The organism is Colwellia sp. F1 (genome assembly GCF_056238625.1).
The window spans coordinates 115,249-138,328 of record NZ_JBWDLI010000006.1 but is presented as its reverse complement, the minus strand read 5'-3'; the positions used below and the strand labels follow the sequence as shown (position 1 = coordinate 138,328).

Sequence of the window (23,080 nt, the reverse complement as noted above, 5' to 3'; positions counted from 1 at the left end):
TTTGATAAATTCAGGACTATTTATCGGGCTAAATATTCAGCTCTTTTCTCCCATAAAAAACTCATCTGCTGAGGATCTTGAGACCAGTCTTGAATAGGATAAGTTACAGTCGGAGCATTAACTTCTAACGAGTTTAAGAGAGCGATAAGTCTTGCACCAACGGCATTTGCTAAATTAACAGGAACAGCATTTCCGATTTGTTTATATTGGCTTGTTAAGGGGCCACTAAAAAGCCAATGATCTGGAAATGTTTGGATACGTGCATATTCTCTAACAGTTAAGGGGCGGGTCTGAGTTGGGTGACATCGCTCTGTTTGCTTTTGAGCGGGTGAACAGGTAAGAGTTAAGCTGGGTTCATCCCAACTCAACCTTCTTGCCATACCCGTTTTTCCACCACCTAAAAAATAACTTTTTTTCATATATTCACGTTGTATATCATCTGGTAAATTACGCCAATAACCACCTGGAGGCACAAGATCTAATATTTCTTTTTTTCTTTTTGGATAAGTTTGACCTTGTGATTCGGGTACATCACATTCAAATAGCTCACCTTTTTTCAAAGCATCTTTTAATGTCATAACTCGTTTAAACTTAGAGGGCCAAGAGAAATGATAATCCTTAGCTAAATCGTTACGAATACCTATTAGAAATAAGCGCTCACGCTTTTGTGGTACTCGATAATAAATAGCTTTTAATACTTCGGGTTCGATTAAAGTGTAGCCAATTTCGTTAATTTTATGTTTAATTGTTTCAATAGTTCTACCATTCTCATGGTTTAGTAAACCACGCACATTTTCAGCTAAGAAAACACGGGGTTGTATTTCTTCGATGGCGCGAGAAAACTCAAAAAATAATGTCCCTCTGGTGTCACCAAAGCCTTGTTTATTACCAGCATAGGAGAAGGCTTGGCATGGAAAACCTCCAGAAACAAAATCTATTTTATTTTTAAAATGAGTGAAGTCTAAATTAGCAACATCACCAACCAATACATTCCAATTTGGGCGATTTAATTTTAAAGTATTCCCAGCATGCTTATCTACTTCATTCAGCAAGGCAACTTTAAACCCTGCTTCTTCTAAACCTAAAGCAAGCCCACCTGCACCAGCAAAAAGCTCAATCGAAGTGTAATCTCGGTCAGGCTTGATCTGTTGCTCATGTTCCCAAGTACTATTTTTAAATTGCTTAAATATTTCCAGGTGCTGTAAAATTTCCTCAGTATAATAAACCTCCTTACCTTTACGGATAGGAACTAATTTCCCAGATCTTTCCCAGCCTTCAATGATAGCTTGCGAAACACCAAGACTGTTTGATACTTGAGTGACGGTATATTTTTTCGTATTCATAAAATTAATTCAGAAAAACCTTGGTATTTTTTAAAAGAAAGTAGATAGATGCTTTTTAATAAGTTAGGAGAAATGTTTTTAAGCTCAGTAAATACGCTACCTTCAATTTTTCCCATATCAATAGATGCAATGACATCGTCAATCACAGTAGGGAGAACTTGACATAATTCCTTAAAAGAATTTTCGTTTCCAGTTACTAATTGATAAAATTTATCAATAGATATACGTCTGATGTTTTTATGAGACATTTTTCTTTTGTTTAGGCTAATTGTCCAAATAATATCTTGACTGTTTTTAGCTATCACTTCGACTAAGTAACAAACAGCTTCATCATTCCCTAAAATTTCATTTTGCATTTTTATATAAGTATTTTTTGCGGAAGATGAATTCATAGTATTGTGCTTGTTTTTCATTTCGACAAATATATTTTTACGCTCATTGATGACATCGTAACCTTCATCAGGTACTTGCCAACCGTCACCCAAATATTTAAAAATATTTTGATGGAAGTAGCCTATATGGTTAGTGTTGGATTTGTCTATCTGTCTAATAGATTCAGTTTCAATAATATTCTTTATAGTCTTACCGTAAACCTTGGCATCAAACGTGAGCTTTATTGGGTCAATTAAATTTTTATTAAACTCTTTAAGATTTATTTTAAAGCGATATTTCTCAATAGTGTCTTTTACATGAAAAAACAAATCTTCATTACTAATAAAGGGCAACCCATAGTCTTTAACCATTTAATGCGTACTCATTGTTTGTATGAAAAGTAGTAAAATATAGGCTGGCTATATCGTTATTAAATCTTGCTGTAAGTGCAGGTGCTTGAATCGATTAAGTTTTGCTGAATTGATAAAAGCAAGCTTTACAAGCATGGATGCTTGTGTAGAGCGTCCATGGATGGATTTACAGCGTCTTGCTTGTTCAAGCAGCAATAATTAAACACGCACAGTACTTCATGTGTTTTATTTTTTCAATTATTTCAAGTGAGTTTCGTTGCCGTTACAATTGTTTGGTCAGTGCGGCGATTAAACCAATAATACCACCAAAAACGCCGCCCCAAACTACTAACCAGCCTAAGTGTTTTTTTATCATCGCTTGAATGATCTCTTTCACTAATTGCGGTGTTAATTCGTTTAAGCGTTTTTCAATTATATCACTGACCTTAGTTTGTAGGTTTTCAATCATGTCTGGCTGTTCTAACTCTTCCCTAAGTAAGGTAGAAAATTGCTCACTTTGGCTGATTTCTTGTATTGATTGTTTCATCTTTTCAATAAAAGGTGCTTTCATTGGTTGTAACGCTTCACTGCCGCCTACCATGGCTAACATAGGCGCGAATGAAGATTCTTCAATAACCGCGACTAAATTGTTAAAAGCCGGAGTTAAATCTATTTTTTCTATCACGGGCGTTAAGTCAATGCTACTTGCCGCACCTGAGCCGGTTGATAAAAAGCGGTCAATATTTTCTTTGGTAAAAAATTGCTCCATCATTAACGCACGGATCGCTAATTTGAACTCTTCAAAACGGGCTGGGATCACGCCAGAGCCATAGAGTAACGGCACCTTTTCAAATAGCATATGAATCGCTAACCAATTGGTGATAGCGCCAGATAACGCAAATAACCCTACAGTGTATAAAATAGCATTGGCGAGGTAAAAACCTAATAAAGTAGCAATTAAGGCAATTAAATTGGTGATAATACTTTTGTTCATTAACGGCTCCGTGATCAAATATTTACTTTCAGTGTTTGCTTTAGCTTTTTATCAAGGTTATTTTTCAATGCTATGATAGCATTGAATTTACCTTGCTAAAATAAGACAACAATGAAAATTGATAAAAGCAAAATGACGTACTCAATAATGACCAAACTACTTATTTTACTATCACTTTTTTTTATTCATGCCTGTAATGCTTCTGAACAACAGTGGCGGTCTTTAGATTTGAATAACACAGTATTAATGACTTTGCCACACGGTAAAGTGGTGATTGAATTAGCGCCACAATTTTCACCCAAGCATGTTGAGCAATTTTCTGCACTAGTTAAAAAATCTTTTTATGATGGCACCCAATTTTATCGCGTTATTGATGGCTTTGTTGCCCAAGCGGGGCCAAAGGAGGGTAGCGTTAAAGATAAATCAGTGCCTTTATTGGCGATAGAGGAAACATTTACGCTTGATACAAAACAGGCTTTTACGCTGGTACAAAACAATGACTTATTTGCCAAAAAAACGGGTGTTAACAACGGCTTTGCACTAGCGAGTGATAATGACGGTAGTGCTTGGCTAACGCATTGCCCTGGTACGCTCGCTATGGCACGAGGCAATGAAGCTGATTCTGCCTCTAGCCACTTTTATGTGGTTATTGGCCAAGCGCCACGCTACTTAGATAAAATAATGACCATTTTTGGCCGCGTTGTTTATGGTATGGAACATATTCAAGCCATTAAGCGAACCTCAACCATTGAGGGGGAATATGCGGTTGATAGCCGAGATCACACGCCTATTGTTAGTATGCAGTTAATGGCGGATGTAGCGAAACAAGACCGTATTATTATTGAAGTTGAAAATACAGAGGCGATAAAATTTGCAGAACGCTTAGCAAAACGTCGTGCCAGAGAAGGTGATTTTTTTTATAAAAAACCGCCGCCTGTATTAGATGTTTGCCAAGTGCCAATTAGAAGCCGTTTAGTGAAATAACAAGTTTATGCTCTGAGACAAAATAGATGAAAACAAATTTAATTACCCGCGAAGGTTACGAACTACTGCAAAAAGAATTAACGCACCTTTGGAAGGTTGAACGCCCTGAAACGACTAAAAAAGTGTCATGGGCAGCGAGCCTTGGGGACCGCTCTGAAAATGCAGATTATCAGTACAATAAAAAGCGTTTAAGAGAAATTGATCGCCGTGTACGTTACTTAACAAAGCGCTTAGAAGACATTAAGGTAATTGACTATAACCCCCAGCAAGACGGTAAAGTGTTTTTTGGTGCTTGGGTTACGCTTGAAAATGAAGAGGGTGAACAACTGAGGTTTAAAATAGTTGGACCAGATGAAATTTTTGGCCGTAAGGATTATATTTCTATCGACTCACCGATGGCGCGCGCGTTATTAAAAAAAGAGGTAGACGATGAAGCCGTGGTAACAACACCCTCAGGCGAAAAATATTGGACAGTGTTAACGATTATCTATTGATTTATTAAGCTTTTGACCTATTGGCGTTGCACCTTAATCACCAAGCTATTTTGGTTACCTTGCTGTGCCTATAGCGACTGTAGTGCCTCTAGCAATTTTAGCATAGACACTATATCTCTTACTATGCCTCAGCTTCACCGTTTTTATTTGTTGGCTCGGGTATTTTTGACCAGCGAGTTGTGGCATCTAAAAGTGCAACAAGGCCTGCCGCTACTGTAGCACCAATAACCGTCAGCACTACCCGTGTGAAGGTGGCATAGGTTGGGTCTTGAGTGGTAACAGCCCCAGCCACAAGCGCGAGCGCAACGGAATACGCGTATTGATACACCATACTGGGTCTTTTACCGTAGAGCATTTTATTGCCAAGCCATACCCCGCCCCAAAATATAAGCAATAATAAAATGGGTAAGTGGGGGGCAAAAGTAAAAGCGACTAAAATAGATAAGGCCATCGCACTACCATAAAAAGTGGCACGAATACGTTGGCTTGCTTCAAAATAAACGGCTTCTTTAGTTGGAAATACAATAACCATGGCGGCAATAATCGCTAACATAATGTCGGCGCTGGTCATCACTGAGTATAACCAAAAGCTAAGCATAATTAATACGCTTGCCCGAATAGCAGCGCCTACAGCAATGTTGCCTTCAGTTGGCATAGGCGTATCGATATGTTTTTCTTTGGTGCGCGGAGGAAAAAGCATAAAAACTATGGGTGTAATAATTAAAGACACTATTGCGGCTTGAATGAACCCGTCTCTAGTAGCCTCTAAGCTTGCCATACCGTGCATACCCATGACTGACATCAGTACGGTGATCACAATAATTAACATGCCGGCTTGCGCGCCACTTTTTAAAATTAAATAAAAACTACCTAAATAAATCAACCAAATACTGACTATGTATACTGCAGGCAGTGGCCGTAAAAAGCCGATCAACTCTGACATTAACCAAACAAGAATAATAATGGTAATAGGGCCTGCTATTGCTTTTGTTAGATTAAACGCTTTACGCTGCCCGGCCACTAAACCGATAGGCAAAGCAGCAATTAATGGCGGTAACCCTGGGTTTAATATAGTCACTGCTAAAAATGCTAATACGCCGGTTGCCGCTAGGCGTATTGCATAAAGTGGGTCGTCAAGTGCTGAGGGTGCTGGCGTTACATACATAAATTATCGCCTAGTAGATATATGAGCCAAATGAACGCAATCGTTGTAATAGCATTGCTGCCCAGCTTAGCGGGTTATTGCTACCTTTAGCATAAATAACCGCATGCACCTTGCCACCAACCCGGACATTTTTAGGCCATGCTTGCATACCATCGGCTAACTCAATTTTTACTGGAATACGTCTGGCAGGCTCGAACCAGCGGCTTTCTGTTTGGTTAACAATTAAGCCGCCTTGGCTTGCCCTGCCGGCGCTTATTCCCCAAGCAATACTGGCAACTTTTGCCTTGAATATTTGGCCGGGTACGGCGTCAAATAAAACATCAACGTCATCATCTTTGTTAACAAACCTTAATTGGTTTTCACGTAAATCTATGGTTATCCAAGCAGCGTCGGCATCAATATAGGTAAGTATTGGGCTGCCGGCACTAATAAACTGACCTTGCGATAGATTGACATTGGTAACAACACCTTTATGTGGCGCTTTTACTGTGGTTGATACTAAATCGTACTGGGCTCGCGCTAAAGCAACAGAAGCGACAGCAACATTCGGGTTGTCTGCTCCGATAGGGCCTAAAGCGGCCTTTGCACTCGCTAAATTAGCCTTGGCCGTGACTAGTTTAGCTTCTGCGTCAGCAACACTGGCTTTAGCGTTATCACTTTGGGCTTTAGCAGCTAAGCCTCTGTCTTCCAAGCGCATAATGCGCTGTAATTCTATCCGTAAGTTATCTCGGTTTACTTGCGCTTGAGTGACCGTTGACTGCGCCGCAACAATAGAAGCACTAGAGGCGTTAACATTTTGCAGTGCCATTTCTAGGTTTGCTTCTGCTTGGCGTACGGCCAATTCATAAGGATAAGCGTCAATACTAAAAAGCGGTGTGCCCGCTTCTACAGCCGCGTCGTCAATAACATGAATTTGAGTCACTTCACCGCTAACTCGCGGGGCTAGTTCTACCACATTGGCCGATACTATACCTCTTGAAGAGCTTGGCGTGTAAGCATCGCTAAGTGCGTATAAAACAACTAATATTAATAAAAGGCCAATGATGCCTAATGTTATCTTACGAGGTTTTGCTGCTGCCATTGGTGATTTTTCCTTGTTTATATTGTCAATAAATAGATAGCATTAATGCTGCATCACGTTTTTGAGTAAATAGTTATAGACTAGGCAACTTATAGGCAAACCACCCACAACAGACAATACCAAACGCGCGTTAAGGCAGAGTCAATTGAGAACTAAAGTACCATTGCCTCCTGTACCCATTTTACGCATGATTAAGCTACCTTCTCATTTTGGTTATCTTATTATGCCTACAATTTTATCAATAATAAAACACCTAAAAACCTCCTTTATGGCCATTGCATTACTGCTCGTAAGCCAGCCAGCATTGGCGCAATTTGTTGAATTAAACAGCTTTGGTGAAAACCCTGGCGAGCTAAGCGCCAGTTATTACACGCCCAAGGCGAATAGCCAGTCGCCAGCACTGGTGGTATTACTACATGGCTGCGCACAACAAGCAGAAAATCTGGCGCAACAAAGTGGCTTAGCCGGTTTAGCAAAACAACATAATTTTGCGCTACTACTACCCCAGCAAGCTGTATCAAACAACATTAAACATTGTTTTAATTGGTATTCAGCCGATGATTTCACCAAAGATAAAGGCGAAACATTATCAATTAAAAACATGATCACGACGTTAAAGCAAACACTGGCTAGCGAAAAAGTTTATATCATAGGTTTGTCTGCTGGTGGTGCCATGGCTAGCGGCTTATTAGTGAATTATCCTGAAATTTTTACCGCTGGCGCTGTGGTTGCGGGTATTCCTTTTCCGTGTGCTGACGGCTTGCTTACGGGGATCTCTTGCATGAGAAATGGTCCATCGCAAACAGAAGCAGAGTTAGTCTCATTGGTTAAAAAAATACAACCACAACGTACAGCTTGGCCTCAATTATCGGTGTGGACTGGCACGAATGACAGCATTGTTAACCCATTAAACTCATCAGCGCTTGCGACCCAGTGGGCGCAATTATCAACGGGAGTTTCAACGCCTGTTATTAAGGAAAAGCGGGGCTATACCATGACCAATTGGCACAAAGGTAAGGAAGTACAAGTGCAATTAGTTGAAGTAGCGGATCGAAACCATGGAATTATGGTCAATCCAAAAGTTGTTAATGGTGGTGAGGTTGCAGACTATGTGCTTGCTTCGCCATTGAGTACAGCCAAACATGTGGTTGAATTTTGGGGTTTACAAAAAATTATTAAGAAAAGCAAAATAAAACAATAGATTACGTATGGCACCATAGTGCTAATTATTTTTATAAGTTAATCGTATAGAGTGATATCAGTTGGTAAAACAGCGGCACTAAAAATATAAACGCACTCACCAATAACACAATAATTATTAAATAAGGGTTCATTATGAAACGTTCTCACAGCAAAAAAAGTTATAGCAAAAGAAGTTATATTGCGTTAGCAATTGCAACAGCATTAACGACTAATGTTGCATTGGCACAAGAAGCAACCAACGCTCCTGCAGTAAAAGAAAAAGGCCTAGAGCATATTGAAGTAACAGCACGTAAGTCGGTAGAAAGCTTACAATCGGTACCTGTGGCGGTGACATCAATTGGCTCAGCTGAACTTGCTGAAAATGGCATCTCAGTGATTACTGAAATACAACGTTTCTCACCGAATACTACGCTACAAAATAGCCGTGGTACCAACTCTACACTGACAGCGTTTATTCGTGGTGTTGGTCAGCAAGATCCATTGTGGGGTTATGAACCCGGTGTCGGTATTTATATTGACGACGTATATATGGCGAGACCACAAGGGGCTGTGCTTGATTTATTAGATGTAGAGCGTGTTGAAGTACTGCGCGGCCCACAAGGAACACTTTACGGTAAAAACACCATTGGTGGTGCGGTAAAGTACGTGACCAAGCAAATGTCTGGTGAGACAGAGTTTAACATTGAGGGCACTTTGGGTAGTTATAATCAAAGAGACTTGAAAGTAACCGGTCAAGTGCCATTAGTTGAAGATAAGTTATTTCTTGGCTTTGGCCATGCTGAACTCAACCGAGATGGTTTTGGTGAATTTTTAGTGTCAGCATTACCTGACCAAAGTAAAGAAAACTACAATAAAGATTTGTCAGTGTCGCGCCTAACCTTAGAATACCACCCAACAGATAATCTATTTATGCGGGTAGCGTGGGATAAAACGTCGGATGACTCAAATGCAAAGGGCGGTTATCGTTTATTACCAAGTATTGTAACTGATGCCCCTAAACCTGACAGCGTTTATGACTCTTACACCAGTTTGCCTACTGCTAACTCTGTTGAGCTCGAAGGTTTTAGCTTTATGGCAGAATGGCAGGCGACTAATGAGTTATCATTAAAATACGTGGGCACCTCTCGAGAAGGTATTTCAATTACTAACATTGACTTTGATAACACGCCCGTAGATGTTTTTGACGTACCAGCGATATACGATGATGAAAATACTAGCCACGAATTACAAGCAAACTATATAGGTGATGGCTTTACTATTGTCAGCGGCATTTATGCTTATGACGGCGAGTCTTGTGGTGTATTTGATGCTATTTTAGGACACCTAGGTAGAGGAATAGGTGCAGATGGTTATACGCTTGAAGTATCTGGCTGTAACGACAGTAAGAGTGTCGCGGCATATGTACAAGGTAGTATTGATATTACTGAAAAACTTTCATTAACGGTGGGCGGGCGCTACACCGATGAAGAAAAATCAGCCTACGTAGAGACTGGCACAGCACTTACAAATATCTATCCTACTGATGGTTGGATCCCTGGTTATGTAAGAGGCGATGTTTCTTTCCCTAGAGTCTTAGGTACCGACACTAATGGCGATGGCACTTTAGATGCACCTAAAGTAGCAAGTTGGTCGCGTTTTACCCCAAGGCTTGGCGTCGAGTACCAGCTTGATTCTGATACCATGATTTTTGCCAGTTATTCACAAGGTTTTAAATCAGGCACCTTTAACCCACGCGCTAGTGGCAATGAAGAAGCAGCGAACCCTGAAATATTAGATTCACTTGAACTTGGTATTAAGAAAGATTGGAATTCTGTTTTACGTACTAACATCACTGTATTTGCTTTAGAGCATAAAGATCGTCAATACATTACCATTGATCCAGATGCTCCGGAAGGTACTTTAGCTCAAAACTTACGTAACATTAAAGGCTCGAACGGACATGGTCTTGAAGCTGAAATAACTTATGCGGCAACGGATAACCTAAGAATTGATTTTTCAATGGGATATATTGATCTTGAAATTGAAGAAGAGGAAACATTAAAAGATCCATTAGTCGGTATTGCAAATACACCTAAGTACACCATGAACTTAGCGGCTAACTACACTATGGATACTGATGTAGGTTACTTTATCTTTACTGGTGGTTACTACTACCGTGATGATTACTTCTTATTTGAAGACAGTGACATGTTAGTTCAAGACGGCTACGGGACACTTAATGCCAGTGTGACTTGGGAAAGTATGGAAGGTAACTGGTATGGTGGTATTCATTTGAAAAACATCACAGACGAAGAGGCTAAGGTTGGCGGTTATACCTTCGTGGGTCAAGATGATGATGGTAATTATACCCCTGGGACAGGTGGCGACACCACTTTAGTTGCTTACTACAATGACCCAATGACTGCACACTTAACCGTGGGTTACCGTTTCTAAGAGCGGTTGCAACTCGCAAGTGATAATGCAAGATAAAAAGCTGGTATGTACCAGCTTTTTTTTTGATAGTATTAATATTGTTTACTGTTATATTAGCTTAGGTAGATTGAGCTTTATGCCAGTAAAGATAAAGCACATAAACTATAACTTCTTAGCAAAAGGTGTTGTATGAACCAAGCAAAAGTCGCTATCGCCGATGATCACCCGTTGTTCCGTACGGCACTCAAGCAAGCCGTGTTTGACTGTATGCCTGACGCAGGTATTGAAGAGGCATCAAGTTTTGACAGTTTACTTGAGGTAATCGCCCAAGCACCCGCGTTAGAAATTGTATTTTTAGATTTACACATGCCGGGCAATGATGGTTTTACCGGGTTAACTCAATTACAAAATAATCATTCTGATTTAATTGTTATTATGGTGTCGTCAGACGAAAACCCCGACATTATGCAAAAAGCCATTAACTTTGGCGCAGCGGCGTTTATTCCTAAATCAGTGGATTTAGCAATGATTGCACAAGCAATTACTGTGGTGCTTGGCGGTGGCACCTGGTTACCAGAAAATATGCCGATTAATAAAGATAATGAGTTAGCACAAAAGCATAAAAAATTAGCGCAACAATTAGCGCAATTAACACCGCAGCAATATACAGTGCTGGCCTTGATTGCAGACGGACAATTAAATAAACAAATTGCCGGTCTTTTAGACATAAAAGAGAATACCGTTAAAAAACATGTGTCAGCGATATTATTGCAACTGGGTGTTTATAACCGAACTCAAGCGGGCTTGGTATACCAACAGTTGATGTTAGCGCCAAAAGAAAATGCTTCCTTGTAACCTAGGTTAGAAAAAAGCTTGATAACACACTAGTGGGCTCTGTCTTTACGTGATTATGTGCAGTTATTTATGCAGTAAATAAACTAAAAGGTCGGTATGTTTTTTGTGTTAACTTTGGTTGGTAATTAATCATTGTTGTTGCTTGTCGCGCAAACAATCGCTATGATGCAAACCCTCATGTCCCGCGGTTCTTTTAAAGGCAAGGAAGGTAAACGATGCGTTTTATGAGTTTTATACTCGCGATGCTCTTATTCGTGAATACGGCTTTCACCATAGCAACAGCTAAAAAACTCACGGTATCTCATGTAGGGCACCCAGCTGTTGAAAGCTTATATTTACCCTTAATTAAAGCCATGTATAAAGAAGCCGGGATTGAGATAGAGCTTTCTTCTGTTAGTAATACCCACAGATCTATTAAAAATTTAAATGAGGGGATTTTTGATGCCGATGCTGCCAAAGTGTTACTCCCTACGAAAGATTATGAAAATATTGTGCATGTACCAACGCCTTTATCAACCCTCAGCTTTTTCTTAGCGTGTGCTAAAAATGTTCCTTGCAGTCAATCTGTGTTGCTAAATAAAGAAGCACGGTTAGCTTCGCATTATACCCAAAGTCTTATTGAAAATATTACGCCACTTGCGGCCCAAATCACCTTAATTACCTCTAAAGCAAAAACAACGGAAATGTTATACTTAGGACGGGTTGACTACATTTTTTTTGGTGACGATACCACCACAAAAATGGTAGAGTTGAGAAAAAAGTTCCAAACAGTTGAAGTTAAAAGAGCCGATGTTTATCACGTGTTAAATAAAAGACATGCTGCATTAATTCCCAGGTTAAACGAGGCATTAAAAAAAGTGATCAAAGGTAAAGATAAGCTAACTATGGCGCGTTAGCACGTAAAAAAAGGCACATTAGCAATTGTTTCTGCTCTGCTAATATGGCTAAAACCATACTGATTTAGCGCTTTAATCACGGCTTGTTATAATAGTTGTCGCATTAGTTTTTTCAGTGCTAAGGCTTTGATTGGTTTACGCATAAAATTAAACTTCGCCTGACTTGTGTGCTCTCTTACCTGCTCAGAAGGGTCTGCTGAACAAATAATTACCGGTGTTTGCCAGTGGTATTGATTAAGCGATTTTTCTACAAGATCTACCCCATTTTTATCATGATCTAAATGATAATCAGAAATAATAATAGCTGGGATAAATTGTTGGTTGGCTAGCGCGCTTGTTAAGCTCTTTTCATCTTTAGCTGTTATGACGTGACAGCCCCATTCCTCTAATTGCGCTTGTATAGCCGTTAACATTAGTACTTCGTTGTCAATTAATAGCACTTGTAAATGTGTAAATTCATTTTTACCCGACGCAAGTGAGGCGGACTTCTGTGTTGCTTGTTTCGGCTCAGTCGTGTCACTACGTGGTAATACAATACTAAAGCAAGTGCCTTTGCCCTCGGTTGAGGTGAGTGAAATAGTCAAGCCTAATAATTTAGCAATGCGGTCTGAAATCGCCAAACCTAGCCCAAGGCCAGCACTGGTTTGGTTTTCATTTAAACGCTCAAATTCTTTGAAAATCATCTCGTGTTTATCTTTTGGTATGCCTGGCCCGTTGTCTAACACATTAATAATGATATTTTCTTTTCGGCGCTGAATGCCTAGCAATACTTTGCCTTGGCGGTTGGTTTGTGGGCAATAATTAATAGCGTTTGTTAAAAAGTTTTGAATGATACGACGTAGTAAAATAGGGTCTGTTTCTACTGCGCAGCTTGATTTCACATAGCTAAACTTTAAATTGGCTTGCTGGGCCAACACAGTGAACTCTTTGCTTAAAGGGCTGAGTAAGTCGTCAATTAAAAAACAGTGTGGTTCAATTTTTTGTGAGCTGTTGTCCAATCTTGAAATTTCGACTAAATCTGATAGTAAGCTTTCTGCTGCCGTCAGCGAATTTTGGATGTTATTGGCGAGCTCTTTTAAGTCGGTATCTTTTGCTTTTTTATTTAGCATATTAGTAAATAATGACATGGCATTAAAAGGTTGCATTAAATCATGGCTCGCAGCCGCTAAAAAACGGCTTTTACTGGTGTTAGCAGCTTCAGCCTCCGCTTTGGCTTTACTTAACTCTTGGGTGCGTTCGGCTACTCTTTGCTCTAGATTATCATTGGCTTGTTGGAGGGCGTTGGCTGTTTCAATGTGGGCGGTAATGTCGGAGTAAGTACTAACAAACCCACCACCTGGCATAGCTTGACCACGTATTTCTAGGACTATACCGTTGGGCATTTCCCGCTGAAAATGGTGATTGTTGCCTTGACGCATATGACGAATGCGTCGTTTAATAAAGTCGTCATTGTCATTACTACTGCTTTTATCTGTTTTGTTGTTAGTGACGATAATGCCACGCTCAGCATTAAATCGTATTAGGTCTGCAATGGGCTTTCCAGCACAAACAAAACCTTCGGGGTAGTTCAGTAGTTCAACATAGCGCTTATTCCAAGCAACTAAGCGCATATCTGCGTCAACGACACTAATACCTTGCTCTATGTTTTCAACGCCCGCTTGTAGCAGTTCACGGTTAAACTGAAAAAGCTTATTTGCTTCATCAACAATATTGACCACTTCTTGTAATGGCATGCCTTGCTTGGTGGTAATCGCTTTCATTACCATGCGGGTAGAAGCCGAGCCTAGAACACTTGATAATTGTAAGCGTGTATATTCAATTAAGTCACTGCTCGCGGTGTTGCTTGAGAGTTGTTTTGCATGGTTATTCAGAAATGTTTTTGCCGCTTTATCATCAATAAAACGTTGTAGTAAATGGTATAAATCTTTGGTTGATAGTTGGTAATCTAATGTACCAGGCTGCTGATAAGTGAAGAGTTCAGTCTGTAATTTTTCTGAAACACTGCGGTTAGTAAAGAGAGAAATAATAATAAAGCAACTGGTGCTGGCAAACAAGCTAAAGAGTAAACCGTGGCTAATATGATCAAGTGATGCAACCCCAAAGAGTGCATAGGGTTTAAGCCAAGTTAGCCCCCACGGGCCTGAATGCAGCCAAGTAGCGTTAGGCAGCATAGTGGGCAGCAACAAAGTATATAGCCAAATGGTGCTGCCAACAATTAAACTAATTAAAGCAGCCTTAGTGGTGGCTTTTCGCCAGTACAAAGCACCAATAACAAGTGGCGCTAATTGCGAGAGTAACACAAAGGATAATAAACCTATGGTGGCAAGGTGGTTTTGTTGGTCAATAATACGTTCAAAGCCTAGGGCTAATAATAGTAACAATGCAATGGCTACACGGCGTATATTTAATAAAGTACTAGAAAGCTGCGTTTTTTGTATACTGATCAAACTGTTGTGGTGTAATAAAAATGGGTTAACAATTTCAGTCGCCACCATGGTACTCAGTACTATAGTAGCGACAATAACCATGCTAGTTGCAGCGGCTAAACCACCTATATAAGCTAAGCCACCTAACCAGGCTTGTTGAAAAAATAATGGAATAGTGATGACGTAAGTGTCGGCGTCAACATTGCCGCCAGGAAATAAGCTTTGTCCGGCTAGGGCTATGGGTAAGACAAAAATGTTGATAGCAATAAAGTATAAAGGGTAGAGGTAACGCGCACTTCTGAGTTCATTTTCACTATGGTTTTCTATCATCAACATGTGGTATTGCTGCGGTAAAATGAAAATAGTAATCATGCCCAGTATGGCTTGTGAAATTGCAAAATAAATACTACTTTCTGGCGTGGTTTTTTGTATTTGTTTCATGCTTTCTGCTTGAGCAAGCAAATCACTAATACCGTCGAAAACAAAAAAAGTGGCAAAAATGCCCACAGCGGTTAACGCAAATAGTTTAATGATTGAGCTAAAAGCTATCGCTAATAATAAACCTTGGTTTTGTTTATTGGCCACTACTTGTCTTGCACCAAACAATACACTAAACACAATAAGGACCAGGGTAACAACAAAGGTCGTACTAATACCTGATTGATAAGAGCCGGTTAATAAATCAAAACTTTTACTAATGGCTCGTAACTGCAGGGCTATATAGGGAATGGTGCCAAGTAAGGCAACAATAGTAACCGTAGCAGCAATCACCGGAGAACGGTCATACCGACAAGCAATAAAGTCGGCAATTGAGGTGAGGTTTTGTGCTTTAGTTATACGCAGTATTCTTAGCAACATTGGCCAAGCTAAAACAAAACATAAAATTGAACCTATATAAAGCGGGGCAAGCCAAGCACCAGTGGTAGCGCTTTGGCCAACGGTACCGTAAAACGCCCAAGAGGTACAGCTAACCCCTAGTGACAGGCTGTATACCCAAGGGCGAGAAAGCCACTTTTTATTACTTTGTTTTTGCCCACAATAAGCGACCACAAAAAGTAACAGCAAATAAGCAATCGATAAAAAGGAGATAAGCCATGTGTCAAGGGAAAGCCAAACTAACAATAAAAATTCCTCAGTGTCTTTTTTTGGGAGAAATGCTTATCCGATAACTTCAGCATTATGCACTGACACCTACAGATAATTTAATTTTTAAGCATAGCATGCACTAAAGCAAAGTGTAACGAACGAAGGTAGTACATCATTGAGTTATTTATTTCGTTAAGCTGATGGGTATTAGTCATTTATGGACGAGATTTTTCATGAGATTACCTCAAGTAAACAACAAATACTTAGTGGCCGTTATTGTCTTTGCTAGCTATACCTTATTTGCCATGGGATGGGTTGGTGGTACCGCAAGCATGAGCCAGATAATGGCGGCAATGCAGGTTGACAGTTTGGCGTCGGCCAGTTTTATTAGTGGTGCGGTTACCTTAGCTAAAATTGTTGGTACCTTTATGGCCGCAGGCTTGGCTTTAAAATTAGGGGTCAAAAAAGCCTTTTTTGTTTCAGGTATTTTAATTTCTGTTGGCTTATTAACACCGCTGGCACCTAACTATGAGCTGCTATTAACCAGTCGGTTTTTAATGGGGCTGGGTGGCGCTTTTATGATCGTTTATTTTAACCCCATTGTTATGGCCTGGTTTTCCCCAGAAGAAAGGCCAACTATCAATGGTATAAACGCCGTAGCATTTAATGTTGGAACCGGTATTATTTTATGGCAAATGACCAATTTCAATAACCTAGCTGGTGGCTGGAAACATACACTGATACTATTTTCCTTGCTAAGCATAGTGTTCAGTTTTGTTTGGCTATTAGTGAAAAATAAAACCAGTGACGTTCAGTCGGTAACAAAGCAAACCGAAGCGCCGCAAGCGCACTATTCGTATGTCGATGGTTTAAAGGATAAGTTTAATTGGATTTATGCGCTGACATACTCTGGTATTCTCGCTTTTTATATTTGTTTATTTACCTTTTACCCTAAAGCGGGCATTAGCCAAAGTGCTTTAGTGATTGGCTCAGGCATTGTGGGTACCTTAGCAGGCATTATTTATAGTAAAAAAATTAGTGCACGTGTTCCTGTTATTCGCTGGTCAGGGTTAGTTGTCACTCTTACCGTATTGGGTTTATCTTTTGGTCAATCAGATATATTACAAACGCTATGTGGCATGGCGTTAGGGTTCTTCATTTTCTTCCCAGTGACGGCGCTTGTTACTATTCCTCATGAGTTACCCAAAATGACCGGGCAAAGAGTGACCGTAGTCTTTAGTTTGTTTTATTCAATAAGTTACTTAGTCGCTACGGTAGTGTTATGGAGCTTTGGTAAGTTGGTAGACATAAATGGCGGTGATTACACCTCAGCTTTCATCTTAATTACCGTGGTTAGTAGCACGTTTTTTATCGGCAGTTTCTTTTTACCAGAAACCAAGAAAAAGACTGATGTAAAAATAAATGTGCCAAATAATGAGAAGGACTTAAAATGCGAGGCATAATTTCAGAAAAAATTGCAGGCTTTATTGAGCGAGCCAACTTAGCGGCCAAACAGGCAAAAGCAGACGGGGTTAAATTAACACCTGAGTTAGTGCGAGGCAACATAGAAAACCTGGCCGTTTTTATTGGCGAAGGCCCAGAGCTTGCTTACGTAAAAGAAAGTGCTTTAGACGCAGCAACACACAGTATTGGGGTACGTATTTATAGCCCTGATCCAACGCAAGCTTTACCCGTTGTGCTGCACTTTCATGGTGGCGGGCATATGTGTGGTAATATTGCGCTGTACGATCCCATCAGCCGTAAAATTGCGAAAGCAGGGCATTGTATTGTTATTGCGATAGAGTATCGATTAGCGCCAGAGTTTCCTTACCCTGCTGGTATAGATGACTGCCAGTATGCGCTTGCTAATTACCAACAATTATTAACAGAGATAAACTTTAGCCAGCAATTAATTGTTGCGGGCGACAGTGGTGGCGGTGCTATCTGCACTACGCTTGTCAGCCAAAATATTAATAACGCAGATATTAATATTGATAAGCAAGTGCTTATTTACCCAAGCGTTGATTACACGTTGAGCTGCGCGTCTATTGATGAAAATGGTACTGGGTTTTTATTAGAAAAAGAAAAAATTGCTTGGTACTTTGACAACTACTTTCAACATAATGAACCGGCTAAACAGGTGTCGCCTTTGTTTATGCCAATGGATGCCAGTATGCCAGAAACCCTTATTTTTACAGCGGGTTGTGATCCGCTTAGAGATGAAGGTATCGCCTATGGTGATGCTTTAAGTAAACTTGGTGTGAAAGTAGAGCGACATGCATTTGACGGAATGATCCACGCGTATATGTTGCTCAATAGCTTAGTAGAAGAAGAGTGTGAACAAACGTATCAGTTGATAGGCGACTTTATTAGAAAGTAACCTGTTAAACCTTAAAAAGGGTGGTCGTTTTGACCACCCTTTTTTGTTACTCGTTACTGCATGGATTCTACTTCAGCAATGCTACTTGTTTACTTGCCGTATTTGTTTGTAAACCAAAATGGTCGAGGGTATAAGTGTAACTAGCATTTTCATTCGGTATGCTGCTCGAATGCACGCCACCGACAGTACAGACACCACTGCCACAAACAATTTGGTCATTCCAACTCTTAATAGAATAAATGCGACTGGCAATAGTTTTGTTTTCTAGCCAATCAAGAAAAGGACTAGAGACCGATAAACCATAATAGCCACAGGTTGGCATATAAACATTCCAAGGGTAAACACCGCAAGTCCATAAACCTCGATACGCACCAGCAACCCCTACAAAGGAGTCTACTTTATTGCTTTTATTAAGTTTTACAATTTGTTGAGCAGCTAAGGTAACCCCCATAGAGTGGCTAATAATATCAATTTTACCTGTACATGAGCTACTTATGGCAGCATTGATCGCATTGCGTACAGGGGTTTCTTCAGAGCCACTATGGTTATTATTGGCTGCATAAGCGCTGCCCCAGGAAGGACGATATATTTGGTTGTTATGGTACCCGTTAGCCATTAATGCATCGTAGGTATTATCCCAGTCTGAGGGGGAGCCTGAATTGCCGTGTACCAGTACTACGTTATCAACACAGTCAGCTTGTGCGCTTGCTGTAATGATGACTAAGCTTAAAGTAAGCAATGATTTTGTAACTAACGTTGTTATTTTATTTGTCATATAAATTCTCTTTAAAGTAGGTTGCTCCACTTTGCCAAAGGGCAAAGAGAGCAATAAAATATTACCGTTTAATGCTTTGTTTTTAAGGGCAACTACCTAGCTCATAATAATTATGTGAAGTTTCTGCTAGGGTTGTTTGAGTGTAAATATTATAAAATCCAATGCTTGTTCCTGAGCCAATAGCATAAGTATAGAAACCATTAGTCGTTGCACGATTAGCTTGCACATGGGCATAGTTACTAGCGTTAACCTCAGTACACTCACTTGGCGGCGGTGGTGTTGAGTCACACGCATCGCCAATACCGTTATTATTAGCATCATCTTGGGTTGGGTTGGCAACAGTTGGGCAGTTATCTAGGTCGTCAGCGATACCATCATTGTCTGTGTCTGTTGTAACATCTGTAGTAGCACAAGTCTGAGTGGGGCCTGTACAACTAGGTGCACCGTCTGCTTTCCATTGACACTGGGTGCTGCCCGCTGAAACTTCACGCATGGTAAAAGCTGCTGTACCAAACTCAAGGTAGCAGGCGGAATACCCTGAACCCCAAGTAATATGACCAGCATTAATATGCACATTGTAATCACCGGTAATGCCAGCATCAATTGAGAATTGCACACTGTCAGTACTTGATAAGGTTGTGGTATCAGTAGCTGTTACCGTAACAGTATTATTACCACCAGGTAGGTTGCATTGCTTAGCAGTGTATTGGTTATTATCAATTGTAGCGGTTACATCACCAGTAGAAAAACTAACAATAATGCCCGATGTCGGTAGATTTTGGTTTATATCAATTACTGTGCCTGTAATAGTGGCGCATTGGCCTGACGTTGTGGCAGCAATGTTTGATAGTGCAGGTGCTGTTGCTGGAGGCTCTGGGCCTATTCTGGTGGTGACAGAGACAGCTTCACCTGCTTTACCTTCGTCATCTGTCGCGATAGCAGAGACTTTGTATAAACCATCGGCTAAGGCGATAGAAATAATGTGATAGCTGCCGTCATTAGCATTTACGTTACTATTGATCGTGCTCACCATCACAGGCGCACCAGAATCCAAAGCGTAAATGGTCAAAGCAACATGACTAACACTCGTTTGTGCGTCTATAGCAGTACCCGTGATAGTAAAACGACTGTCATTATCAATTGCATTATGGTTAGAAATTACAGGGCCAGTGTTGCGGTCAACACGTTTGTTATTGTTGGCAAAGTACTGCCCCAAATAACGCGCAAAGTTAATACTGTTGCTAGCAATGTAGCTGCCAGAAGCGCCTGTGCCACCTGACCAAGAATGATCAAGGTTATCTAGCCAAAGCATGCTTACTTTGTTATCAGACCAGAGCGTTTCTGAAGCCGTGTGTCCAGGGCTGTCAACAATGCTATTTGTGCCTGAAAGCTGGCTAGCGCCATAGACTTTAGCAAATCCATTGGCATTTTGTTGGTTGTAACACGTGTCGACAGTGGTGTCTGCAGTACCGTGAGCGATGACGGCTATTTGTGTGTTTAAATGGCTTTTAGATGCGCCAGCATAGCCTTCACAGCGCGCTTTGAACGTTGTTGCTGATACGCTTTCGCAGGTATTTAGTGCGCCACCTGAGCTAGTACCAATGGTTGGCCCTGCACTTGGTGCAACGCCAGCAAAAACGTCAGGCGCTAAACAGGCAGTTTGTGCTGACATTGCCGCCCCAGACGATAACCCAGAAATGTAAACCTGTTTAGGGTCAATATGTCGAGTACTATCGCTACTTAATGTATTTGCTAGGGTAATTAGGTTTTTATAATCCCCTGATGTTCTCGATACTGCGCCTTGCCAATATGACCAACAACTGAAACCTGCTTTGTTCATTGCATCAGGTACAGCGATCACCATACCGTGTTCTTCAGCAGCCTGTGCTAGATTGGCTGTTAAGTAATTACTAATGGGTTGTACACAGCCATGTAAAACGATGAGTAATGATTTGCCAGTGCCTATCGTTGAATTAGAATCAGGTGTGTATATATGAACATTATTAAAACCAGCAATACTAACGTTTTGTTGCCAGCTTCCAGCAAAACTTTGCGGTGAGAGTATAAGTAGTAGAGCGAGTAAAGTGGTGGGTATTAGCGTAGATTTATATTGTTGTAATTTATTACATATGCGTTGTTTCATAAAAAGCCTATTGTTATTTTATTTTGACTTATCCTAGCGAAAATCTTCCATAAGGTGTTTAACAGCAAATTGATTGAAATTTAAACACCTCATTAGACTAACGAAACAACAGGAAAAAATAAGTGGCTCTTTAGTAGTATATGAAGGTAATTAGACGGAAGTTAAAGGCGCAATAAAGCAGAAGTCATTTAGCGCTAACAGCCCTGTAGGTTGAATAAGGTAAGACTATTATTTGCAAAAAACTGAGCTTGCTTAAGCCGAATTTTTTTCAAAATTTAATAAATACGCTTTTCTATCTAAGCCACCAGCATAGCCGGTTAAACTGCCGTTTTTACCAATAACGCGGTGGCAAGGAATAATAATAGCAATTGGGTTGGCGCCATTGGCAGCGCCGACAGCACGGACAGCCTTTTTATTGTTCATCAGTACTGCTTGTTGGCCATAATAACGAGTTTCGCCGTAAGGTATTTGTTGCAGGGCTTGCCAAGCTTGCTGCCTAAAAGGTGTACCTTGTGGTGCTAGGGGTAAATCAAAGGTAGTTATTTCACCAGAAAAGTACTGTGTAAGCTGTTTTTTAGCTTGTAAGGTTAGCACATTTTCTTTAGTTGCTTTAGCACCTAGCACCGTAAGGCTCTCAACCTTATCTAAAAATGCTACGCGATAAATAGCAGTGCTATCGGCAAAAATGCCCAATTCACCTATAGGGGTGGGCAAACAACTAAAAAAAGAAGTGTCCATGATATAATGATGCCTTAGTCAGTGAAAGTTAATGGCGTTCAAGCACCTCTTTAGCAGCGCGGAAAGCTTCTTGTGCGGCAGGTGCGCCACAATATACTGCACTGTGAAGCAGTATTTCACGTATTTCTTCTATTGTAGCACCATTATTGAGCGCACCACGAATATGCCCTTTTAATTCTTGTGGTGCTCTTAAAGCGGCTAGCATGGCCACAGTGACTAAGCTACGGGTTTTTAAGTCTATACCCTCGCGCTGCCAAGTTGAGCCCCAGCCATGGTCATTAATAAATGCTTGCATAGGTTGGCTAAACTCATCGGTATTGTTCAATGCTTTATCGACGAAGTCTTCACCCATTACTTGCCGGCGAATTTGCTCACCTTTATTAGTTGTCATGTTTTTCCTCGTGGCGTTATTTGTAAATGTGTATGCTAAAAAGCTTATTGTGCTGTCCAAGCGCCATCCATCGGCAAGGCCGAGCCTGTTATGCTGCGCGCGCTATCACTGCATAAAAATAAAATAAATTCACCTATTTGACGCGGATCCATCATTTCAGGCAGGGGTTGCTTGGCCGTGACCAAATTATATTTAGCGCGCTCAAATTCAACTTTTTGTTTTTGTGCAATTTCATTGATTTGGTTATTAATGAGTGGCGTGTCGACCCAGCCAGGGCAAACCGCATTAACCGTAATACCTAACTCAGCACACTCTAACGCGACAGCTTTAGTTAAACCGACAATACCGTGCTTGGCTGCAACATAAGCAGACTTGTTTAATGAGGCCACTAAACCATGCACAGAGGCGATATTAATGATGCGGCCCCAACCATTAAATTTCATGCTGGGTAAAGACTTTTGAATGGTATGAAAAGCAGCAGTTAAATTAATAGCAATAATGGCATTCCACTTATCTTCGGGGAAAGTGGCGACACTTTCGGTGTGTTGAATACCCGCATTGTTAATTAAAATATCAATAGCGCCCATTACCTTGATGGCGTCGCTCATGAGAGTGCTGATAGCACTAGAGTCCATCAAGTTAGCATTATCAAACAGGGTTTTTATTTCGTATTTTTTGGCAAACTCTTCCGCTAAGGCTTCCCCTTCTGCTTGCCCCATCAAACCATGCAAAACCAAGTTAATACCTTGCTCTGCTAACGTGTGTGCTGTTGCTAAACCTATACCGCTGGTTGACCCTGTTATTAAAGCTGTTTTACCTTTTAGCATAATAAATTCCTAATGTTAAAGTTAACACTCAGTTCAAAACTTCTCGTGATAACTCTTGATGTTTAATTAATAAAAAATGCAGCATATCCTTATGCGGCTAAACGAGGGGAGTCGTAATTTTAATATTTACCATACTAAGTATAGTAGCGGGTTTAGCTTGATTAT

The 23,080-nt window shown here is 40.5% G+C and carries 19 protein-coding genes; 8 read left to right on the top strand and 11 right to left on the bottom strand.

Annotated features, from left to right (window positions below):
* Positions 1–20 precede the first annotated feature (20 nt).
* The 3 genes from dcm to AC0UA9_RS07585 all read right to left on the bottom strand — a co-directional run bounded on the left by dcm (position 21) and on the right by AC0UA9_RS07585 (position 3,059).
* Entirely contained in the window at positions 21–1,343 is a 1,323-nt protein-coding gene (gene dcm, locus AC0UA9_RS07595; RefSeq protein ID WP_475659087.1) for a DNA (cytosine-5-)-methyltransferase, read from the bottom strand.
* Entirely contained in the window at positions 1,340–2,086 is a 747-nt protein-coding gene (locus AC0UA9_RS07590; RefSeq protein WP_475659086.1) for an Eco47II family restriction endonuclease, read from the bottom strand. The genes dcm and AC0UA9_RS07590 overlap by 4 nt, the downstream gene beginning before the upstream one ends.
* 262 nt (positions 2,087–2,348) lie before the next feature.
* Positions 2,349–3,059 (bottom strand): DUF445 family protein, encoded by a 711-nt coding sequence (locus tag AC0UA9_RS07585; protein ID WP_475659085.1) that lies wholly within the window; start codon positions 3,057–3,059, stop codon positions 2,349–2,351.
* 111 nt (positions 3,060–3,170) lie between these two features.
* Between AC0UA9_RS07585 and AC0UA9_RS07580 the strand changes: the two genes are divergently transcribed.
* Both AC0UA9_RS07580 and greB read left to right on the top strand, forming a co-directional pair.
* Entirely contained in the window at positions 3,171–4,043 is an 873-nt protein-coding gene (locus AC0UA9_RS07580; protein ID WP_475659084.1) for a peptidylprolyl isomerase, read from the top strand.
* A gap of 26 nt (positions 4,044–4,069) precedes the next feature.
* Complete coding sequence (greB, locus tag AC0UA9_RS07575; protein ID WP_475659083.1) at positions 4,070–4,537, top strand: transcription elongation factor GreB; 468 nt, start codon at positions 4,070–4,072, stop codon at positions 4,535–4,537.
* A gap of 121 nt (positions 4,538–4,658) precedes the next feature.
* On the opposite strand, the gene AC0UA9_RS07570 is transcribed toward greB, so the two are convergent.
* Both AC0UA9_RS07570 and AC0UA9_RS07565 read right to left on the bottom strand, forming a co-directional pair.
* Positions 4,659–5,702 carry an FUSC family protein gene (locus AC0UA9_RS07570; RefSeq protein WP_475659082.1) on the bottom strand — a complete coding sequence of 348 codons (1,044 nt, stop codon included), beginning with the start codon at positions 5,700–5,702 and terminating at the stop codon, positions 4,659–4,661.
* Positions 5,703–5,712: 10 nt separating this feature from the next.
* Complete coding sequence (locus AC0UA9_RS07565; RefSeq protein WP_475659081.1) at positions 5,713–6,783, bottom strand: HlyD family secretion protein; 1,071 nt, start codon at positions 6,781–6,783, stop codon at positions 5,713–5,715.
* 145 nt (positions 6,784–6,928) lie between these two features.
* Here AC0UA9_RS07565 and AC0UA9_RS07560 point away from each other — a divergent pair, with 145 nt between their 5' ends.
* The 4 genes from AC0UA9_RS07560 (at position 6,929) to AC0UA9_RS07545 (ending at position 12,149) form a co-directional block, all read left to right on the top strand.
* On the top strand, positions 6,929–7,984 hold the full coding sequence (locus AC0UA9_RS07560; RefSeq protein WP_475659080.1) for an extracellular catalytic domain type 1 short-chain-length polyhydroxyalkanoate depolymerase: 1,056 nt from the start codon (positions 6,929–6,931) through the stop codon (positions 7,982–7,984).
* 134 nt (positions 7,985–8,118) lie between these two features.
* Positions 8,119–10,419: a TonB-dependent receptor gene (locus AC0UA9_RS07555; RefSeq protein ID WP_475659079.1), complete on the top strand. Its 2,301-nt coding sequence runs from the start codon at positions 8,119–8,121 to the stop codon at positions 10,417–10,419.
* A 168-nt stretch (positions 10,420–10,587) separates the two neighbouring features.
* The gene (locus AC0UA9_RS07550; RefSeq protein WP_475659078.1) at positions 10,588–11,253 is read left to right on the top strand and encodes a response regulator transcription factor; all 666 of its coding nucleotides are present in this window, start codon (positions 10,588–10,590) and stop codon (positions 11,251–11,253) included.
* A 224-nt stretch (positions 11,254–11,477) separates the two neighbouring features.
* Positions 11,478–12,149 carry a type 2 periplasmic-binding domain-containing protein gene (locus AC0UA9_RS07545; RefSeq protein ID WP_475659077.1) on the top strand — a complete coding sequence of 224 codons (672 nt, stop codon included), beginning with the start codon at positions 11,478–11,480 and terminating at the stop codon, positions 12,147–12,149.
* A gap of 86 nt (positions 12,150–12,235) precedes the next feature.
* Here AC0UA9_RS07545 and AC0UA9_RS07540 read toward each other — a convergent pair whose 3' ends face one another.
* Positions 12,236–15,697: a PAS domain-containing hybrid sensor histidine kinase/response regulator gene (locus AC0UA9_RS07540; RefSeq protein ID WP_475659076.1), complete on the bottom strand. Its 3,462-nt coding sequence runs from the start codon at positions 15,695–15,697 to the stop codon at positions 12,236–12,238.
* Positions 15,698–15,894: 197 nt separating this feature from the next.
* On the opposite strand from AC0UA9_RS07540, the gene AC0UA9_RS07535 reads away from it, so the two are divergent.
* On the top strand, positions 15,895–17,124 hold the full coding sequence (locus AC0UA9_RS07535; RefSeq protein ID WP_475659075.1) for an MFS transporter: 1,230 nt from the start codon (positions 15,895–15,897) through the stop codon (positions 17,122–17,124).
* Entirely contained in the window at positions 17,112–18,041 is a 930-nt protein-coding gene (locus AC0UA9_RS07530) for an alpha/beta hydrolase (protein ID WP_475659074.1), read from the top strand. The genes AC0UA9_RS07535 and AC0UA9_RS07530 overlap by 13 nt, the downstream gene beginning before the upstream one ends.
* A gap of 67 nt (positions 18,042–18,108) precedes the next feature.
* Here the strand turns inward: AC0UA9_RS07530 and AC0UA9_RS07525 are convergent, their stop codons facing one another.
* The 5 genes from AC0UA9_RS07525 to AC0UA9_RS07505 form a co-directional block, all read right to left on the bottom strand.
* Entirely contained in the window at positions 18,109–18,816 is a 708-nt protein-coding gene (locus tag AC0UA9_RS07525; protein ID WP_475659073.1) for an esterase/lipase family protein, read from the bottom strand.
* Between the two features lie 82 nt (positions 18,817–18,898).
* A complete protein-coding gene (locus AC0UA9_RS07520) occupies positions 18,899–20,959 on the bottom strand; it encodes an extracellular catalytic domain type 1 short-chain-length polyhydroxyalkanoate depolymerase (protein WP_475659072.1) in 2,061 nt (686 codons plus the stop codon).
* A 252-nt stretch (positions 20,960–21,211) separates the two neighbouring features.
* Positions 21,212–21,697, bottom strand: a complete 486-nt coding sequence (locus AC0UA9_RS07515; protein WP_475659071.1) for a methylated-DNA--[protein]-cysteine S-methyltransferase — start codon at positions 21,695–21,697, stop codon at positions 21,212–21,214.
* Positions 21,698–21,725: 28 nt separating this feature from the next.
* Positions 21,726–22,088: a carboxymuconolactone decarboxylase family protein gene (locus AC0UA9_RS07510; RefSeq protein ID WP_475659070.1), complete on the bottom strand. Its 363-nt coding sequence runs from the start codon at positions 22,086–22,088 to the stop codon at positions 21,726–21,728.
* Between the two features lie 44 nt (positions 22,089–22,132).
* The gene (locus AC0UA9_RS07505) at positions 22,133–22,915 is read right to left on the bottom strand and encodes a 3-hydroxybutyrate dehydrogenase (protein ID WP_475659069.1); all 783 of its coding nucleotides are present in this window, start codon (positions 22,913–22,915) and stop codon (positions 22,133–22,135) included.
* Positions 22,916–23,080 lie beyond the last annotated feature (165 nt).

Coding starts and splice junctions, on each gene's coding strand:
- AC0UA9_RS07570 (WP_475659082.1), bottom strand. CDS start 5,702: ATGTATGTAACGCCAGCACCCTCAGCACTTGACGACCCACTTTATGCA.
- AC0UA9_RS07580 (WP_475659084.1), top strand. CDS start 3,171: ATGAAAATTGATAAAAGCAAAATGACGTACTCAATAATGACCAAACTA.
- AC0UA9_RS07530 (WP_475659074.1), top strand. CDS start 17,112: ATGCGAGGCATAATTTCAGAAAAAATTGCAGGCTTTATTGAGCGAGCC.
- dcm (WP_475659087.1), bottom strand. CDS start 1,343: ATGAATACGAAAAAATATACCGTCACTCAAGTATCAAACAGTCTTGGT.
- AC0UA9_RS07565 (WP_475659081.1), bottom strand. CDS start 6,783: ATGGCAGCAGCAAAACCTCGTAAGATAACATTAGGCATCATTGGCCTT.
- AC0UA9_RS07510 (WP_475659070.1), bottom strand. CDS start 22,088: ATGACAACTAATAAAGGTGAGCAAATTCGCCGGCAAGTAATGGGTGAA.
- AC0UA9_RS07585 (WP_475659085.1), bottom strand. CDS start 3,059: ATGAACAAAAGTATTATCACCAATTTAATTGCCTTAATTGCTACTTTA.
- AC0UA9_RS07535 (WP_475659075.1), top strand. CDS start 15,895: ATGAGATTACCTCAAGTAAACAACAAATACTTAGTGGCCGTTATTGTC.
- AC0UA9_RS07520 (WP_475659072.1), bottom strand. CDS start 20,959: ATGAAACAACGCATATGTAATAAATTACAACAATATAAATCTACGCTA.
- AC0UA9_RS07505 (WP_475659069.1), bottom strand. CDS start 22,915: ATGCTAAAAGGTAAAACAGCTTTAATAACAGGGTCAACCAGCGGTATA.
- greB (WP_475659083.1), top strand. CDS start 4,070: ATGAAAACAAATTTAATTACCCGCGAAGGTTACGAACTACTGCAAAAA.
- AC0UA9_RS07555 (WP_475659079.1), top strand. CDS start 8,119: ATGAAACGTTCTCACAGCAAAAAAAGTTATAGCAAAAGAAGTTATATT.
- AC0UA9_RS07545 (WP_475659077.1), top strand. CDS start 11,478: ATGAGTTTTATACTCGCGATGCTCTTATTCGTGAATACGGCTTTCACC.
- AC0UA9_RS07590 (WP_475659086.1), bottom strand. CDS start 2,086: ATGGTTAAAGACTATGGGTTGCCCTTTATTAGTAATGAAGATTTGTTT.
- AC0UA9_RS07550 (WP_475659078.1), top strand. CDS start 10,588: ATGAACCAAGCAAAAGTCGCTATCGCCGATGATCACCCGTTGTTCCGT.
- AC0UA9_RS07525 (WP_475659073.1), bottom strand. CDS start 18,816: ATGACAAATAAAATAACAACGTTAGTTACAAAATCATTGCTTACTTTA.
- AC0UA9_RS07515 (WP_475659071.1), bottom strand. CDS start 21,697: ATGGACACTTCTTTTTTTAGTTGTTTGCCCACCCCTATAGGTGAATTG.